Origin of the sequence: Enterobacter cloacae complex sp. IR5403 (assembly GCF_049238705.1) — a bacterium.
In the GTDB taxonomy this organism is placed as follows: domain Bacteria; phylum Pseudomonadota; class Gammaproteobacteria; order Enterobacterales; family Enterobacteriaceae; genus Enterobacter; species Enterobacter hormaechei_C.
Window position 1 is genome coordinate 17,627 of record NZ_JBMKHP010000007.1, and the last position, 17,169, is coordinate 34,795.

Annotated in this window: 18 protein-coding genes; 2 read left to right on the forward strand and 16 right to left on the reverse strand. The window is 56.5% G+C overall.

Annotated elements, in window-relative coordinates:
* Positions 1-12 precede the first annotated feature (12 nt).
* The gene (locus ACOTW6_RS11950; protein ID WP_121478740.1) at positions 13-513 is read left to right on the forward strand and encodes a GNAT family N-acetyltransferase; all 501 of its coding nucleotides are present in this window, start codon (positions 13-15) and stop codon (positions 511-513) included.
* Positions 514-653: 140 nt separating this feature from the next.
* On the opposite strand, the gene hisP is transcribed toward ACOTW6_RS11950, so the two are convergent.
* The 15 genes from hisP to pdxB form a co-directional block, all read right to left on the reverse strand.
* Positions 654-1,427, reverse strand: coding sequence for a histidine ABC transporter ATP-binding protein HisP (hisP, locus tag ACOTW6_RS11955; protein WP_003861426.1), 774 nt, complete (start codon positions 1,425-1,427; stop codon positions 654-656).
* Positions 1,428-1,436: 9 nt separating this feature from the next.
* Positions 1,437-2,150: an ABC transporter permease gene (locus ACOTW6_RS11960; RefSeq protein ID WP_003861424.1), complete on the reverse strand. Its 714-nt coding sequence runs from the start codon at positions 2,148-2,150 to the stop codon at positions 1,437-1,439.
* Positions 2,147-2,833: a histidine ABC transporter permease HisQ gene (locus ACOTW6_RS11965; protein ID WP_015572256.1), complete on the reverse strand. Its 687-nt coding sequence runs from the start codon at positions 2,831-2,833 to the stop codon at positions 2,147-2,149. The genes ACOTW6_RS11960 and ACOTW6_RS11965 overlap by 4 nt, the downstream gene beginning before the upstream one ends.
* 88 nt (positions 2,834-2,921) lie before the next feature.
* On the reverse strand, positions 2,922-3,704 hold the full coding sequence (gene hisJ / locus ACOTW6_RS11970) for a histidine ABC transporter substrate-binding protein HisJ (protein WP_047732655.1): 783 nt from the start codon (positions 3,702-3,704) through the stop codon (positions 2,922-2,924).
* 226 nt (positions 3,705-3,930) lie between these two features.
* Positions 3,931-4,713, reverse strand: coding sequence for a lysine/arginine/ornithine ABC transporter substrate-binding protein ArgT (argT, locus tag ACOTW6_RS11975; RefSeq protein ID WP_015572255.1), 783 nt, complete (start codon positions 4,711-4,713; stop codon positions 3,931-3,933).
* Between the two features lie 290 nt (positions 4,714-5,003).
* Entirely contained in the window at positions 5,004-5,573 is a 570-nt protein-coding gene (locus ACOTW6_RS11980) for a UbiX family flavin prenyltransferase (RefSeq protein ID WP_015572254.1), read from the reverse strand.
* A gap of 89 nt (positions 5,574-5,662) precedes the next feature.
* Positions 5,663-7,180 carry an amidophosphoribosyltransferase gene (purF, locus tag ACOTW6_RS11985; protein WP_008502595.1) on the reverse strand — a complete coding sequence of 506 codons (1,518 nt, stop codon included), beginning with the start codon at positions 7,178-7,180 and terminating at the stop codon, positions 5,663-5,665.
* A gap of 33 nt (positions 7,181-7,213) precedes the next feature.
* Positions 7,214-7,702 carry a colicin V production protein gene (gene cvpA, locus ACOTW6_RS11990; protein WP_000262116.1) on the reverse strand — a complete coding sequence of 163 codons (489 nt, stop codon included), beginning with the start codon at positions 7,700-7,702 and terminating at the stop codon, positions 7,214-7,216.
* A gap of 254 nt (positions 7,703-7,956) precedes the next feature.
* Positions 7,957-8,643: a cell division protein DedD gene (gene dedD, locus ACOTW6_RS11995; protein ID WP_023300639.1), complete on the reverse strand. Its 687-nt coding sequence runs from the start codon at positions 8,641-8,643 to the stop codon at positions 7,957-7,959.
* Positions 8,633-9,901 carry a bifunctional tetrahydrofolate synthase/dihydrofolate synthase gene (gene folC / locus ACOTW6_RS12000; protein ID WP_017383445.1) on the reverse strand — a complete coding sequence of 423 codons (1,269 nt, stop codon included), beginning with the start codon at positions 9,899-9,901 and terminating at the stop codon, positions 8,633-8,635. The genes dedD and folC overlap by 11 nt, the downstream gene beginning before the upstream one ends.
* Positions 9,902-9,971: 70 nt before the next feature.
* Entirely contained in the window at positions 9,972-10,877 is a 906-nt protein-coding gene (gene accD, locus ACOTW6_RS12005) for an acetyl-CoA carboxylase, carboxyltransferase subunit beta (protein WP_047053266.1), read from the reverse strand.
* A 154-nt stretch (positions 10,878-11,031) separates the two neighbouring features.
* On the reverse strand, positions 11,032-11,691 hold the full coding sequence (locus ACOTW6_RS12010) for a DedA family protein (RefSeq protein ID WP_003861406.1): 660 nt from the start codon (positions 11,689-11,691) through the stop codon (positions 11,032-11,034).
* A gap of 28 nt (positions 11,692-11,719) precedes the next feature.
* Positions 11,720-12,532 (reverse strand): tRNA pseudouridine(38-40) synthase TruA, encoded by an 813-nt coding sequence (gene truA / locus ACOTW6_RS12015; protein WP_001286071.1) that lies wholly within the window; start codon positions 12,530-12,532, stop codon positions 11,720-11,722.
* Positions 12,532-13,545 (reverse strand): aspartate-semialdehyde dehydrogenase, encoded by a 1,014-nt coding sequence (locus ACOTW6_RS12020; protein ID WP_023304157.1) that lies wholly within the window; start codon positions 13,543-13,545, stop codon positions 12,532-12,534. Before ACOTW6_RS12020 ends, truA begins: the two co-directional genes overlap by 1 nt.
* Before the next feature lie 67 nt (positions 13,546-13,612).
* Positions 13,613-14,749: a 4-phosphoerythronate dehydrogenase PdxB gene (gene pdxB, locus ACOTW6_RS12025; RefSeq protein WP_062933248.1), complete on the reverse strand. Its 1,137-nt coding sequence runs from the start codon at positions 14,747-14,749 to the stop codon at positions 13,613-13,615.
* A gap of 111 nt (positions 14,750-14,860) precedes the next feature.
* Between pdxB and flk the strand changes: the two genes are divergently transcribed.
* A complete protein-coding gene (flk, locus tag ACOTW6_RS12030) occupies positions 14,861-15,865 on the forward strand; it encodes a flagella biosynthesis regulator Flk (RefSeq protein WP_062933249.1) in 1,005 nt (334 codons plus the stop codon).
* Positions 15,866-15,952: 87 nt separating this feature from the next.
* Here the strand turns inward: flk and ACOTW6_RS12035 are convergent, their stop codons facing one another.
* Positions 15,953-17,131: an MFS transporter gene (locus ACOTW6_RS12035; protein WP_121478738.1), complete on the reverse strand. Its 1,179-nt coding sequence runs from the start codon at positions 17,129-17,131 to the stop codon at positions 15,953-15,955.
* Positions 17,132-17,169: the final 38 nt, after the last annotated feature.

Below are 17,169 nucleotides of genomic sequence, written 5' to 3' on the forward strand. Positions count from 1 at the left end.
TATGGCGTAACTATGGCAACCATCACCACAACCCGGCTTCACCTCACCCCTTTCGAACCTTCTGACTGGGCGTTCTTCCGCACTCTGCGCGAAGACCCCGCCATCATGCGCTATATGGCCGCTATCACGCCGGAAAAAGAGACCCGCCGCGTATTTGCCGCGCGCCTGATGGCGGAGCATGTCTTTGTGATCCGTTTCCAGGATGATAATACGCCGCTGGGTGATATCGGCCTGCAAATCAGCCCGGCGAACCGTGAAGAGGCGGATATTGGCTACACGGTTGTGCCTGCCGCGCAGGGAAAAGGCATTGCCAGCGAGGCGCTGCGCGCGGTGTGTGAGTATGCATTTAACCAGACGGGCGTGAAGGCGATAAACGCGTACGTGCTGGCGGATAACGTCGGGTCGGTGCGGGTCCTTGAGAAAGCGGGTTTTGTGCGCACGCAGGTGCTGGAAAAGGCGTACGAGATTAACGGCGTACGGTACGACGACTGGGTGTATCGGCTGGAGTGTTGAATGCCGGGCGGCACTGCGTTTGCCCGGCCTACGGGGTTTGTAGGCCCGGTAAGCGAAGCGCCACCGGGCAATTGGGCGGCTCTGCGGCCTGATGCCCTCACCCCGACCCTCTCCCACAGGGAGAGGGAGAAAGGCCAAACCTACTTCAACGAGCCTTTCAGGAACTGCTGCAAACGCGGGCTTTGCGGGTTCGCCAGCACCTCGTCCGGATGCCCCTGCTCTTCTATCTTGCCCTGATGCAGGAAGATAACGTGGTTAGAAACGTTACGGGCGAAGCCCATCTCGTGCGTCACCACCACCATCGTTTTGCCCTCTTCCGCCAGCTTTTGCATGATGCGCAGCACTTCGCCAACGAGTTCAGGATCCAGCGCGGAAGTCGGTTCGTCAAACAGCAACACTTCCGGCTCCATCGCCAGCGCACGGGCGATGGAAACACGCTGCTGCTGCCCCCCTGACAGGTGCACCGGATATTTGATCTGCTGCCGCTCGTCGATACCCACTTTCGCCAGGTATTTGACCGCACGCTCGCGGGCTTCCTGCTTGCTTAAGCCGAGCACCTGAACCGGCGCTTCCATCACGTTCTCCAGCACCGTCATGTGGCTCCAGAGGTTGAAGTGCTGGAACACCATCGTCAGGCGTGTGCGCAGCAGGCGCAGCTGGTTTTTATCCGCCACTTTAAGCTGGCCGTCTTTATCACGGACCATATTAATGTTCTGTCCGCTTACCACAATCGATCCTTCGCTCGGCTTTTCGAGGAAGTTGATGCAGCGCAGGAAGGTACTTTTACCCGAACCTGATGAGCCGATAATACTGATCACGTCGCCCGCGTTAGCCTCCAGCGACACCCCTTTCAGCACTTCATGTTCGCCGTAGCGCTTGTGCAAATCAATTACGTTTAATTTGTTCTCAGCCATCATAAATTCTCAGTGCGTCGACGGTTTTATATGCTGCAACCAGCGTTTTTCAGCCTTACGGAACAGGCTGATCAGGACGTAAGAAATGATCAAATAGAGCACTGCCGCAATGCCAAACGCCGTAAACGGCTGGTAGGTGGCAGAGTTAATATCGCGGGCAATCTTTAACAGATCCGGTACCGTGGCGGTAAACGCCAGTGCCGTCGAATGCAGCATTAAAATCACTTCGTTGCTGTAGGCCGGCAGCGCAATACGCAGCGCCGAAGGCAGAATAATACAGCGGTAGAGCTTCACGGACGAGAAGCCGTACGCGCGCGCCGCCTCGATCTCACCGTGCGGCACAGACCGGATGGCCCCGGCGAAGATCTCGGTGGTATAGGCGCAAGTATTGAGGGTCAGCGCCAGCACCGTACAGTTCAGACCGCTGCGGAAGAACGCGTTCAGCATCTCGGTGCCTTTCACGATCTCCAGCGTGTACATCCCGGAATAGAACACCAGCAGCTGCACGTACAGCGGCGTACCGCGAAACACGTAGGTGAACAGCCAGATCGGGAACTGGATAAATTTATTGTTCGACACGCGGCCAATGGCGAGAAACACCGCCAGAATGCCGCCCATTACCACCGAGGAGATCAGCAGCCACAGCGTGATCGCCACGCCAGTAAAGCGGTAGCCATCCGTCCACAGCAGGGATTTCCAGTACTCCTGAATAATCTCAATCACAGGTCAGCCCTCTTCACACCCACGGAGTAGCGACGTTCGAGCAGAAGCAGCACACCATTGGAGACGGTCGTAAAGACCAGATAAATTACGCCGCAAACCACCGCAAAATAGAACGGTTCCCAGGTGCTTTTACCCGCCAGCTGCGTGGCCTTCACCACATCTTCCAGACCCAGCAGGGAGACCAGCGCCGTAGCCTTGAGAATAACCTGCCAGTTGTTACCGATGCCCGGCAGCGCGTAGCGCATCATGGCCGGGAACATGATCCGGCGAAACGTTTGTGAGGAGGTAAAACCGTAGGCGGTCGCCGCTTCAATATGCCCTTTCGGCACGGCCATGTAAGCGCCGCGGAAAGTCTCAGTGAAATAGGCACCGTAGATAAAACCAAGGGTAATAATACCGGCCACCATCGGGTCGATATCGATCTGCTCCATGCCGATGGCATCCGTCACGCCGTTAAGTGCGATTTGCAGGCCGTAAAAGATCAGCAGCATCAGCACCAGGTCAGGCACGCCGCGAATCAGCGTGGTATAGCCTTCAAATATCAGCGCCAGCGGTCTGTTGGCGGATAATTTTGCCCCCGCGCCCGCCAGGCCTATCAGCACCGCCAGCACCACGGAGCTGATAGCCAGCTCAAGGGTGACAAGCGCGCCCTGTAAAATAACGCCAGAAAATCCGTACAGCATACCGCGTGCCCTGTCGTCTCGTGAGTGGTGGAACCGTGTCTTTTCCCCTCCCGCAACGGGAGGGGCCGCACGTTATCAGACGGGGCGATTAGCCGCCGTAAACGTTAAAATCGAAGTACTTTTTAGCCAGCTTGTCATAGGTGCCGTCCGCGCGCATCTCGGCGAACGCTTTGTTCAGGGCTTCACGCAGTTCGTTGTCTTCTTTACGCAGTCCCATACCGGTACCGACGCCAAAGAGTTTTTCGTCCTTAATGGACGGACCGCCGAACTTGTAATCTTTACCCACAGGCTGTTTCAGGAAGCCTTCGCTTGCCGCCACTTCATCCTGGAATGCCGCGTCAATACGGCCTGCCGTGAGGTCTGCGTAGATGTTTTCCTGGCCCTGGTAAGAGACAATTTCAATCCCCTTTGGCGCCCAGTGCTCGTTGCCGTAGGTTTCCTGCGTCGTACCCTGCAACACGCCCACGCGTTTGCCTTTCAGAGATTCAAGGGTTGGCTGAATGTCAGAGGATTTCGCCACCACCAGACGGGAATCTGCCGCGTAGAGTTTGTCCGTAAAGGCAATCTCCTGCTGACGTTTCTCTGTGATGGACAGGGAGGACATGATCACGTCAATTTTCTTCGCTTTCAGGGACGGGATCAGCGCATCCAGCGGGTTTTCAACGTAGGTACATTGCGCTTTAATGCGTTTGCACAGCTCGTTAGCCAGATCGATGTCAAAACCGACCAGTTCCCCCTTCGCATTCTTCGATTCGAAAGGTGCATAGGTTGGGTCAGTTCCAATACGAATTTTCTGCGGAATTGCTGCGAATGCCGCGGTGGCGCTGGAAAAAGCCAGTACCATAGAAAGTGACAACACCAGTTTTTTCATATCTGTCCTCAACAAACTGTCTTAATACGAGATTTTTACGACGACGGGGTGTTGTTAATGTGCCATTAATCCCCTCATTCAGGCAAAGATTAATGCCTTTGAACGGGAATTTTTGCATTTTAAATGCTTAACTATGCACACAGCGATCCAGTATGGTGCATGCATTGCACCATACTGGAACATAACCCTGCCGGGATGCACCACTTCAGTGCATCTCATTCAGGCATTAATCACCGTAGACGTTGAAATCGAAGTATTTCTTCGCCAGTTTGTCGTAGGTACCGTCTTTACGCAGCTCATTAAACGCTTTGTCGAAGGCGGCTTTCAGCTCGGTATCATCCTTACGCAGGCCAATACCGGTACCGTCGCCAAAGTATTTTTTGTCTTTTACCGACGGGCCAGCAAAGGCGTACTCTTTACCCGCAGGCTGTTTCAGGAAGCCTTCGCTCGCGGCGACTTCATCCTGAAACGCGGCATCCAGACGGCCTGCCGCCAGGTCAGAGTAGATCAGATCCTGGTTCTGGTAAGCCACCACATCGACGCCCTTCTCGCGCCAGTTAGCATTGGCGTAACCTTCCTGGGTCGAGCCCTGAAGCACGCCAACATGTTTGCCTTTCAGCGAGTCGATGGTCGGCTGGATTGGCGAGCCTTTCGCGGCAATCAGACGTGAGTCGGCAGCGTAGAGCTTCTCAGAGAAGGCGATCTCCTGCTGACGTTTTTCCGTGATGGAGAGAGAAGAGATAATGGCATCAATTTTCTTGGCTTTCAGCGACGGGATCAGCGCGTCAAAGTCACTGCCCACCCATGTGCATTTCACTTCCATGCGTTTGCACATCTCATTTCCCAGATCGATATCAAACCCCACGAAATCGCCTTTCGCATCCTTGGAGGAGAATGGCGCGTAGGTTGCGTCTGTACCGATACGAACTGTCTGTGGAAGCGCTGCATAGCTACTTGCTGCTGCACTCAAGCCCACGAGCAAAGACAGAGCCAGAACCGTCTTCTTCATACATTTACCCTCAAGAACCGTGATTTTATTATGGTTTATGTTGTGTGTTGTGTTGCAGGCTGCTCTTGCAGGTCTTATGCCACATTGTCGTCGGGTTAAAACTACGACGTTAAATATGTTAATAAAACGTTGCGATACTGCCTTAATGGTGAAAGATAGCAGGTCTGCCGAACGAACCGGAAAGAGAAAAAGGGAAAAAGCGAATTAAATGTCGAGGATATGATCGCGGTTGCAGTTTTGCCCTGAAACAGGGCAAATTGTCTTTTCATGCACCTTGTTTGTGCACAGCTTCACGCCCCCTGCCAGCGGGTAAAGAGATCTTCCGGCAGGTCGATATCGAACTGATCCAGTACGCGGTTAACGGTCTGGTTGATGACATCGTCCAGCGTTTGCGGACGATGATAGAACGCGGGGACCGGCGGCATAATCACGGCCCCCAGTTCGGCTGCCTGCGTCATTAAACGCAGATGTCCCAGATGCAGCGGCGTTTCCCGCACGCAGAGCACCAGAGGACGACGCTCTTTCAGCACCACATCCGCTGCACGCGTCACCAGCGTGTCGGTATAGCTGTTTACAATGCCGGAAAGGGTTTTAATCGAACAGGGCAAAATAACCATGCCGGCCGTTTTAAACGAGCCCGAAGAGATGCTGGCGGCGATATCGCGGGCATCGTGGACAACGTCAGCCAGGGCCTGAACGTCGCGCAGGGAGAGATCGGTTTCAAGAGAGAGGGTCTGACGCGCCGCCTGGCTCATCACCAGATGGGTTTCTACGCCTGCAACGTCACGCAGCACCTGTAAAAGCCGGACGCCATAAATCGCGCCGCTGGCACCGCTGATCCCTACAATGAGTCGTTTCATGATTTTCGCCCTTGCTGATTTCAGGGCAGACTGTGCAGGATTTTACGGGGAGTTGCAAGTGAGGGCGAGCGCCCTCACCTGCATACGCATCAACCTTCGTTGTGCATCTCTAAGCTTTCGAGATCGTTTTGCAGCTGGACGGCTTTCGCATCGTCGTTACGCAGCGAATCCAGATAGTCGAGATACTGCTGGTCAACGTCTTTCGTTACGTAGATCCCATTGAATACCGAGCATTCGAACTGCTGAATATCCGGGTTCTCGGCGCGCACCGCGTCGATCAAATCGTTCAGATCCTGGAAAATCAGGCCGTCGGCACCGATGATCTGCCGAATTTCGTCTACTTCACGACCGTGAGCAATCAGCTCGTTAGCGGTTGGCATATCAATGCCATACACGTTCGGGAAGCGAATTTCCGGCGCTGCGGAGGCGAGATACACTTTCTTCGCCCCGGCCTCACGCGCCATCTCGATGATCTGCTCAGACGTCGTGCCGCGCACAATGGAGTCGTCCACCAGCAGCACGTTCTTGTCGCGGAACTCGGCACGGTTAGCGTTCAGCTTACGACGTACGGACTTACGACGCAGCTGCTGGCCCGGCATGATAAAGGTGCGGCCCACGTAGCGGTTTTTTACGAAGCCCTGACGGTACGGCTTGTCCAGAATACGGGCAATTTCCAGCGCGATATCACAGGAGGTTTCAGGGATTGGGATCACGACGTCGATGTCGAGATCGTCCCACTCGCGGGCAATCTTCTCGCCCAGCTTCGTCCCCATGTTGACGCGCGCGCTGTAAACGGAAATCTTGTCGATGAATGAGTCCGGACGCGCGAAGTAAACGTATTCGAACAGGCACGGGTTGCTCACCGGGTTGTCGGCGCACTGACGGGTAAACAGCTGGCCCTTCTCAGTAATGTAGACCGCTTCGCCTGGCGCGACATCACGCAGGAATTCGAAGCCCAGAGTGTCCAGCGCCACGCTTTCGGAGGCAACCATGTACTCGGAACGGCCATCGCCGAGGTCTCGTTTGCCGAGCACCAGCGGGCGAATGCCGTTTGGATCGCGGAAGGCCACCATGCCGTGACCGATGATCATCGCTACGCAAGCGTACGCGCCACGGATCTGGCGGTTAGTCGCGGCAACGGCGGCAAAAATGTTGTCTGCTTCCAGCGGATAATGGCGGAAGTTATCCAGTTCGCTGGCAAAGATATTGAGCAGGATTTCAGAATCAGACGTGGTGTTAATGTGGCGACGTTTCTCTTCGAACAGCTTTTTACGCAGCTCGTGGGCATTGGTCAGATTGCCATTGTGGGCAAGCGTGATGCCATACGGGGAGTTAACGTAAAAAGGCTGAGCCTCAGAGGCGCTGGAACTGCCAGCAGTAGGATAACGAACGTGACCGATCCCCATATTACCTTGCAGACGCTGCATATGGCGGGCTTCAAACACATCGTTTACCAGGCCATTCGCCTTGCGTAAACGGAAGCAGTTGTTTGCATCAATGGTGATGATACCCGCAGCATCCTGCCCACGGTGCTGAAGCACCGTTAACGCGTCATAAATCGACTGGTTTACCGGCATGAAACCGGCGATACCGACAATACCGCACATTCGTCTTTTCCTCGTTAAGCCACATCTCAGGGTTTATGCCCTGGGCAAGAAACTCGACGAGCTTTGCAGATAGTCAAAGAACCATCTGATGATGAAGCTGAACTCCGGAATGAGCTGCGATTTTTGCCAGTCTTCACTTTTGGAGAACCCGGTAAAGGTATCCAGGAAGAACAGGATCGCGGCCACAATGAGCACGCCTCGCAACGCGCCGAAACAGATCCCGAGCACCCTGTCCGTTCCTGACAGACCGGTTTTCTCGACCAGCTGGCCTATCACGTAATTGACGATAGCGCCGACAATCAGCGTCGCGATAAACAGCACCGCGATGGCGATTCCGTTTCGGACCAGTTCATCTTCAAAGCCCGTGAACCAGACAGACAGGTAAGTGTAGTAATGACTGGCAACAAAGAAAGCACAACCCCAGGTTACCAGCGATAACGCTTCACGAACAAAGCCACGGATCAGGCTAACCAGACAGGAAAAACCAATCACCGCAATGATGGCGTAATCAATCCAGACCATATGTGTCCCACGATTTAACGCCCTGTCATCCAGTTCGGGGCGAATTCTAACAGAAAAAGAAAACGTTTGCGTAGGGATTTCCTTCCCACGCGTAAATAAAAAAGGCGCTGAAAAAATGCTCAACGCCCCCGCAACTTTGACGTTTCTGTGAACGTCTGCCTCCCCCTCATCCCGGCCCTCTCCCTCAATGGAGAGGGAGCAAACCGTCCCCTCGCCCCTCTGGGGAGAGGGTCAGGGTGAGGGGATAATTTCTATCAGTTGGCGCTGTAGTTCATCACCACACCGCTCAGGCCGGAGATTTGCTTCAGCTCGCCAAGCGAACCTTTGAGCTTATCTTTAGACGCATCCGGCCCCACGAGGATACGGGTAATTTTACCCTGTACCGGCGTGGTGGGTGAAGTATAAACACGGTATCCCGCGCCGCGCAGTTTACTCACGATCTCATTGACCTTATCTGCATTTTTCAATGCACCGAGCTGAACAACATAGGCTTTTCCGGTAGGGGCCGCGTCCTGTTTTGCCGGCGGTGGCGTTTCTGAGGCGGCTGCCAGTTGCTCGGCCGCTTTATCCCGCTGCGGTTTCGGCTGCGGCTTCTCCACCGGTTTCGGCTTCTCAACAGGCTTAGGCTGTTCTACCGGCACCGGATCAATCTCGATGTTATTGTTCGTCGCCAGACGCGAAGGATCGAGCGACGGCGCGGCTGCATCACCTGCGCGCACCTCTTCCGCTGCGCCTTCTGGCGGCTGGGCAGGCAGCGCCTGCGTTGCCGCTGGCAGCATATCGGGCTCATCGCGATCGCCCGGTTTGGGTACCAGCGGAATGGCCGCAAATTCATCCTGGTAATGCTTTTTTTGCCCGTCGAGCAGTCCCGGGAGAATAATCACCCCGAGCGCGACCAGCACAATGGTTCCTGTTAAACGGTTCTGAAACTTACTCGCCACCGGTTCTCCCCGCGTCCATCACTTCCATGACATGTGCCACCGTGTGGAATGACCCACACACCAGCACGGTATCTTCTGGTTTAGCCTCCGCCATCGCGGCACGCCAGGCCGAAACCACACTGCTGTAGATTTCGCCTTTGCCGAGATGTTCCATCAACTGCTCAGCAGTCGCGCCGCGCGGCCCTTCCAGAGGAGCACAATACCAGCTATCGACCACACTCTCCATGCAGGCCAGCGTGCCGCCGATATCTTTATCATGAAGCATACCGATAACCGCCAGCACGCGCCCGGTTTTTGGTAACGATTTGAGACGTCCTGCGAGGTACGCCGCCGCATGCGGATTATGTGCAACATCCAGAATCAGACGCGGCGACTCACTCACAATCTGAAAACGTCCCGGTAACAGTGCGTTCTGAATGCCATCGCGGATCGCCTGCTCGCTTACCGCTAATCCGCTGGCGCGCAGGGCTGCCAGCGCAGTCGCCGCGTTAGGCTGTGGCACCTGCGGCAGCGGCAGATTCTCCAGCACGCCCTGCGCATCGCTGAAGCGCCAGCCGTTGTCCTGCACCTCATACTGCCAGTCCACGCCGCGACGCAGCAGACGAGCGCCCTTCTCTTTCGCTACCTCAGCAATGGTATGCGGCATGTCCGGTTCGCCTACCACGGCAGGCTTATTGGCCCGGAAAATACCGGCCTTCTCACGGCCAATGCTCTCGCGGTCCGGGCCCAGCCAGTCGGTGTGATCCAGCGCGATGCTGGTGACGACGGCGACATCCGCATCCACCATATTGGTAGCATCCAGACGCCCACCCAGCCCCACTTCCAGGATCACCACGTCCAGCTGCGCCTGCTTAAACAGCCACAGCGCCGACAGGGTGCCGTATTCGAAATAGGTTAATGAGGTTTCGCCGCGCGCCGCTTCGATAGCGGCAAACGACGCCGTATGGGCCGATTCCGCCAGCTCGGTGTTTTGCACCCGCACGCGCTCGGTATAGCGCACCAGATGCGGCGAGCTGTAAACGCCAACCTTGTACCCCGCCGCCATCAGGACAGATTCCAGCGTGCGGCAGGTAGTGCCTTTACCGTTAGTCCCGGCGACGGTAAACACGAAAGGCGCGGGTTTCAGCACGTCAAGACGCGCGGCAACCTGGCTTACGCGCTCAAGGCCCATGTCGATAGTTTTACTGTGCAGGTTTTCCAGATAAGAAAGCCACGCGGCCAGGGGCGACGTGGCTTGAGGAATGCTTTTATTTTCCATGATGCCCGGTTGTCATTAACGGTTTAGAAAGCAAAAGGGCAGCGCCATTCGGCCCTGCCCTTTTCAGTTATCAGGCCTCGGGTTCCTGATCCGGTACCACCACGCCTTCGCGCGGTTCATCCGGGTTCGGCGTCGGCAGATTCATCAGCTTCGCCAGAATGCTGGCCAGTTTCAGGCGCATTTCCGGACGGCGGACGATCATGTCGATGGCGCCCTTCTCAATGAGGAACTCACTGCGCTGGAAGCCCGGCGGCAGTTTCTCACGTACGGTTTGCTCGATAACGCGAGGACCGGCAAAGCCGATCAGCGCTTTTGGCTCAGCGATGTTCAGGTCGCCCAGCATCGCGAAGCTTGCAGAAACGCCGCCCATGGTTGGGTCGGTCAGTACCGAGATGTACGGCAGACCGCGCTCCTGCATTTTCGCCAGCGCCGCAGAGGTTTTCGCCATCTGCATCAGGGACATCAGCGCTTCCTGCATACGTGCGCCACCGGAGGCGGAGAAGCAGATCAGCGGGCAGTTGTCTTCCAGCGCCTGCTCAACGGCACGCACGAAACGCGCGCCAACCACAGAGCCCATTGAGCCGCCCATAAAGGAGAACTCAAACGCGGCGGCAACCACCGGCATCTCATGCAGGGTGCCTTTCATGACGATCAGCGCGTCTTTCTCGCCGGTCTCTTTCTGCGCAGAGGCCAGACGATCTTTGTATTTTTTGGAGTCGCGGAACTTAAGCACATCTTTTGGCTCCAGTTCGCTGCCCAGTTCTACCAGAGAACCTTCGTCCAGCAGGCTATGCAGGCGGTTACGCGCCGACATACGCATATGGTGGTCACACTTCGGACACACCTCAAGATTGCGTTCCAGCTCTGCGCGATACAGAACCTGGCCGCAGCTATCACACTTCGTCCATACCCCTTCAGGAATGCTCGCTTTACGCGTTGGGGTAATGTTGCTTTTAATTCGTTCAATCCAGCTCATTGATAACCTTTCTGCCTGAACCTGGTCGTATGCCAGTTTTGCTGTAAGAGGCGAATAATGCCATTTTTGCCTCCAACAGACCATGAATGTTGCACATTAAAACATAACAGCCCGAAACTTTGGATAAAAAAGTGGTCGAACCGCCAGCGTGCATTTACTTCGCTTGTTTTGCCGCCGCGCGTTTGTGACGAATGATTTCGATCACACCCGGCAGCACGGAAAGCACAATAATCGCTACTATCAGTAACTTAAGATTTTCCTGAACCACAGGCAGATCGCCAAACAGGTAGCCCGCATAGGTAAACAGCAGTACCCACAGCAGTGCGCCCACCACGTTATACATTGCAAAATGACGATAGGACATGTGACCCATTCCCGCTACAAACGGTGCAAATGTACGCACAATAGGCACAAAACGGGCAAGGATAATGGTCTTACCGCCATGGCGCTCATAGAACGCATGGGTCTTATCTAAATAACTGCGGCGGAAAATCTTCGAGTCCGGATTACTGAACAACCGCTCGCCAAACACCCGCCCGATGGTGTAGTTGACCGCATCACCAACAATCGCGGCGATGATCATCAGGACCACCATCAGATGGACATTCAGGTCATTCGTTGGCAGTGCGGATAACGCGCCCGCCACGAACAGCAGTGAATCTCCCGGCAGGAACGGCGTAACCACAAGGCCGGTTTCACAGAACAGAATGAGGAACAGAATGGCGTACACCCAGACGCCGTACTGCGCGACCAGCTCCGCCAGGTGAACATCAATATGCAGGATGAAATCAATCAGAAAACGTATTACGTCCATATTGTCTAAGCCCTAATTGCACCTTTGTTTAGTCCGCTAAAAACAGCGGGCCCATTGGCGGTTTTGGCAGGTCGAACCGGTCCGGATAATCCACCGAAACCAGATACAGACCTTCCGCTTTCGCCGTTGCTGCCGCAAGCGTTCTGTCCTTCGCTGCCAGCAGTTCTGCAATCCAGCTCTCCGGCTGGTGTCCGGCGCCCACTTCCATCAGGCTGCCTACAATATTCCGCACCATATGATGTACAAAGGCATTGGCTTTGATATCCACCACCACATACGCGCCATAACGACTGACGTTAATGTGCATGACGTTACGCCACGGCGTACGGGACTGACACTGCACCGCACGAAACGACGTAAAATCATTTTCTCCAATCAGACACTGCGCCGCACGCTGCATACGTTCTGCATCCAGCGGTTCATAAAAATGCGTCACGCCCTGGCTTAACACCGCCGGACGCAGGCGCTGGTTGTAGATGACATAACGGTAGCGCCGCGCCGTCGCGCTGAAACGCGCGTGAAAATCATCCGGCACAGCTTTCACCCAACGCACGGCAATGTCACCAGGTAAATTCGCATTTACACCCAGCGTCCAGGCCGCGTCTTTGCGCACGGCGGTGGTGTCAAAATGCACCACCTGCCCCGTGCCGTGAACGCCGGCATCGGTGCGGCCCGCACAGAAGACGCTTATCGGTTCATTCGCTACCTGAGAGAGCGCTTTCTCCAGCTTCTCCTGGACGCTGCGCACCTCATTCTGACGCTGCCAGCCATAGTATTTACTGCCATCGTACTCAATGCCGAGGGCAATTCTGTGGACCGGCTTTTGTTCCACATCTGACATCAGTACAGATACTCCTGCACCAGTTTTTCCGCGATTTTGACCGCCATCAGCGCGCCGCCAAAACGCACGTTGTCGGCAACGGACCAGAACTGCACCTGCTCAGGCATACCGTAATCGTTACGCACACAGCCCACAGAGAGATGCGCGCTGCCGGTGGCGTCGCCCACCTGCGTCGGGAATTCGCTCTCTTCGGACAGGACAATGTCCTCTCCGCGGCCAAACGCGTCGCGGGCTTCTTCAGCCGCCAGCGGACGCAGGGCTTCAAACCCGACCATCTGCGCGTGGCCGTAAAAGACCGGAGACTGCACGACATTCGCGGAGATCATCAGCCCGTCATCCTGCAAAATTTTGCGTGCTTCATCGACGATACGACGCTCTTCCCGCACCGAACCTTCACGATCCGGCAGCAGCGGCAGCATGTTGAACGCCAGCTGGCGGCCAAAGAAATCATCTTCGTCGATCGGGATACCGTTCAGCAGCTTCGCGCTCTGCCCTGCCAGTGCGTCTACGGCTTTTTTACCGTTAGCGGAGGCTGACAGCAGGCTGGTCACGGAAATACGCGACAGGCCACCGTCGTCGATCAGCGGCTTAAGCGCGGTCAGCAGCTGGCTGGTGAGGCTGTTCGGTACTGCAATGATGTTGCGGTTGCGGTAGTCAGCCAGCACAAACGGGTTAACGTCCGGCACCACCAGCGGCACATCCGGCTCCAGGGAGAACAGGCCGCTCAGGTCGATCACCAGACAGCCTGAACTGGTCGCTTCTTCAATGTAAGACGCCGTGGCTTCCGCCCCTGCGGCAAAAAACGCCAGCTGAGCCTGCGTCCAGTCAAACGCGGCGGCATCCTGCACCATCACGGATTTGCCGCCGAAACGCAGATGTTCTCCTGCGCTGTCGGTACGCGCCAGTGCGTAAATCTCACCCACCGGGAACTGACGCTCAGCAAGGGTTTCAAGCAGGGCTTCGCCCACGGCGCCAGTGGCACCCAAAATGGCAATGTTCCAGCCTTCAGACATGGTGGTTTACTCCAGAAATAAAAAAGCGTCCCTGCCGGAGTATCCGACAGGGAGCATTAAGAAGACATTAACGTGCCGGGTGGTGAACGGCGTTAAATCCCAGTTCATGCAGCAGCCCCGCCGCTGACGCGTCATCGCACATGACATACAGGGAAGACCACTCGCGGCGCTCAAGGTAATTTTTGCGCAGCTTGTCAAACTCACCCGAAATACCCGCCACTTTACGCAGCAGCGCGTCATCGCGGCGCACATCATACACCAAATGCACCAGTCTTTTCAGCGTTGCCTCATCCAGCGGGCCATGAAGGGTAATGCGACCAAATTCCGGGGCGGGCAGCAGCGTATCCAGCGCCACCTGCTGCGGATGGCCGATGAAGGCGCTGTAAGCCTCAAACACCTGGGTTGTGCCACGCGCTTTGCCTTCAAGGGTATAACCCGCGATATGTGCGGTACCCACGTCCACCTTATTCAGCAATGCGACGTTAAGATCCGGCTCTGGCTCCCAGACGTCGAGCACGACGCTAAGATCTTGTCCTTCGTCGAGACATGCCAGCAGCGCCGCGTTATCCACCACCGGTCCCCGGCAGGCATTTATCAGAATAGTGCCAGCCTTCAGACGGCGGATCAGCTTTTCGTCGGCCAGGTGCAGAGTCTTGTACGGCCCCTCTTTAAAGAGCGGCGTATGGAAGGTGATGACGTCGCACTCGTCGACCAGCTCATCCAGCGAGCGGAAATCCCCGTCATCGCCGTTATCCTTACGCGGCGGATCGCACAGCAGGGTGCGGATACCCCAGGCTTCCAGACGCTTTTGCAGACGTCCGCCCACGTTGCCCACCCCCACAATCCCGACGGTGCGGTCTTTCAGCGCAAAACCATCGCGCTCGGCCAGCATCAATAGCGAGGAGAAAACATATTCCACAACGGCAATAGCGTTACAGCCTGGCGCCGCGGAAAAACCAATCGCCGCCTGCTTAAGCCACTGGTCATCCACATGATCGGTCCCGGCCGTTGCCGTCCCGACAAATTTAACCCCTTTGCCGGTGAGCAGCGCCTCATTTACTTTGGTCACCGAACGCACCATCAGGGCGTCTGCATCGTCCAGTTCGCTGACCGGAATCGGGCGACCAGGGACAGCCTTAACCTCACCCAGGCGGCTGAACAGCTCACGGGCGTAAGGCATATTTTCATCAACGAGGATTTTCACGTTTGAGTACCTGTTTGAGAGGAAGTAAACCTGCCAAGTGTGCCATAATCTCGCCGCCGGGCATATATCTCCGCCCGGTTACGCAGAGTTTGACTTTAAGGATTTTTGACGATGCAGCCCATTTCAGGTACGCCTCCGCGCCCTCCGGGTGAAGGCCCCGTAACGCCCAACACGCCAGGCGAACAACCGCTCTCCACGCAGCAACGCACCGTACTGGAGCGTCTGATCACGCGTCTTATTGCGTTAACCTCACAGCAAAACGCAGAGGTGTGGGCCGGCGTTAAGCACGATTTGGGCGTCAGAAACGATGCGCCGCTACAGTCGCGCCATTTCCCTGCCGCCGAACAAAACCTGAACCAGCGTCTTACCAGCGCACAGCAGCAACATACTACCCGCCAGATTATCTCGCAGCTGACCGAGCTGTTGGGCCAGGGGAATAATCGTCAGGCGGTGAGTGATTTTATCCGTCAACAGTACGGTCATACCGCCCTGAGCCAGCTTTCGCCGGAACAGCTGAAAACCGTGTTGACCCTGCTGCAAAGCAATCAGCTTTCTATCCCGCAGCCGCAACAGCGCCCGTCTACAGAACGGCCATTGCAGCCTGCGGAGCATAATACGCTCAAGCAGATGGTCACTAAGCTGGCTGCCGCTACCGGCGAACCCACAAAGCTTATCTGGCAATCCATGCTGGAACTTTCCGGTGTGAAAGCGGGCGAGATGATCCCGGCAAAACAGTTTACCCATCTGGTCACCTGGCTCCAGGCGCGTCAGACGCTCAGCTCCCAGAGTGCCCCTACCCTGCACAGCGTACAGGCGGCGCTGAAACAACCGCTGGAACCGCACGAGTTCGATCTGATTCGGGATTACGCTCAGCAGAGCTGGCAGGCTACGCCGCAAACGGTGCTGACCACCGCGCAGGTGCAGGATGTGCTCAATCAGATCTTCGTTCGCCGCGCCGAGCGGGAAGCCGGCGTGCCGGAGGTAAGAAACATTCAGCCGATCTACAACCCGCTGTTTGCCCCCGTAGTTGATACGTTCAAAACGCTTTCTGCCCGTCCGGGATTGATGTTTATCGCGTTGGTGATTGCGCTAGCGATTTTCTGGCTGGTGGCTTAAAACTGCCGGGTGGCGGCTTCGCCTTACCCGGCCTACGGTTCGCGCGGTTGTAGGCCCGGTAAGGCGAAGCCGCCACCGGGCAAAAAACTACGACCTGCGAAACGCCACCAGCGTCACCACAATCCCCACCACCGTAGAAACTGCACCGGCGAGAAATACGGAAGGATAGCCAAACGACGTTGCAAGCAGCCCCGCCAGCGGCCCGGTGATGCCGTAAGAGATATCCTGAAACGCCGCATAGCCGCCCAGCGCCGTGCCGCGCACCTGCGGAGCCACGCGCTTCACCACTTCAACGCCAAGCGCCGGGAAGATCAGCGAGCAGCCGCAGCCGGTTAACGCCGCACCCAGCAGCGCAACGGATGCGGACGGCGCCTGCCAGAGCAGTACCAGACCCACGGTCTCAATGACAAGTGACGCCACGGCCACCTTCACGCCGCCAAAGCGATCCGGCATCCAGCCAAACAGCACGCGCATCAATACAAACGCGCCGCCAAAGGCCGTCAGCGTAAAGCCCGCCATCGCCCAGCCGCGGCTCATGAAATAGAGGGAGACAAAGGTACCAATAACCGCGAAGCCCACCCCCTGAAGCGCCAGCCCAAGCCCCGGCTGCCAGATTTGCCCCACCACGCTCCACAGCGAAGGACGCTCGCCTTTATGGGCAGGCACCTTACGCACCGAACCGTTAAACGCCCACGCCAGCAGCGGCAATACCATGGTAGTGCCTGCCAGCGCCGCAAAACCAAACTGGCTGTGGATCAGCAGCCCCAGCGGTGCGCCTGCCGCCAGCGCGCCGTAAATCGCCATCCCGTTCCAGGACATCACTTTTCCGGAACGCGCAGGTCCCACCAGCCCCATTCCCCAGGTCAGGGTGCCGGTCAGCAGCTGGCTTTCGCCAAAGCCGAGGATCAGGCGCCCTGCCACCAGCAGCGCGAATTTATACGCTGCATCTATCGGCAACAGCGCCGCCAGCAGCCAGGCTCCCCCCGCCAGCCCGCAGGCAAACATGCCCTGCAACGCCGAGCGTTTTGCGCCGTGCTGATCCGCCAGGCGACCGGCGTAGCCCCGGGTTAATACCGTCGCTAAAAACTGAATGCCCACCGCAATACCGACCATGGTGTTGCCATAGCCCAGCTCCTGGTGAACAAACAAGGGGATCACCGGCAGCGGCAGGCCAACGGTCATATAGGTCAGAAACACCGCAAAGGCGATGCGGAAAAGGGAAAGGTTCCCGGAAGGAGCGCTCTTCTCAGGGGTAACAGCCTTCATGCATAACTCCGTGTTCAGGCATAAAAAAAGGGAGCCGC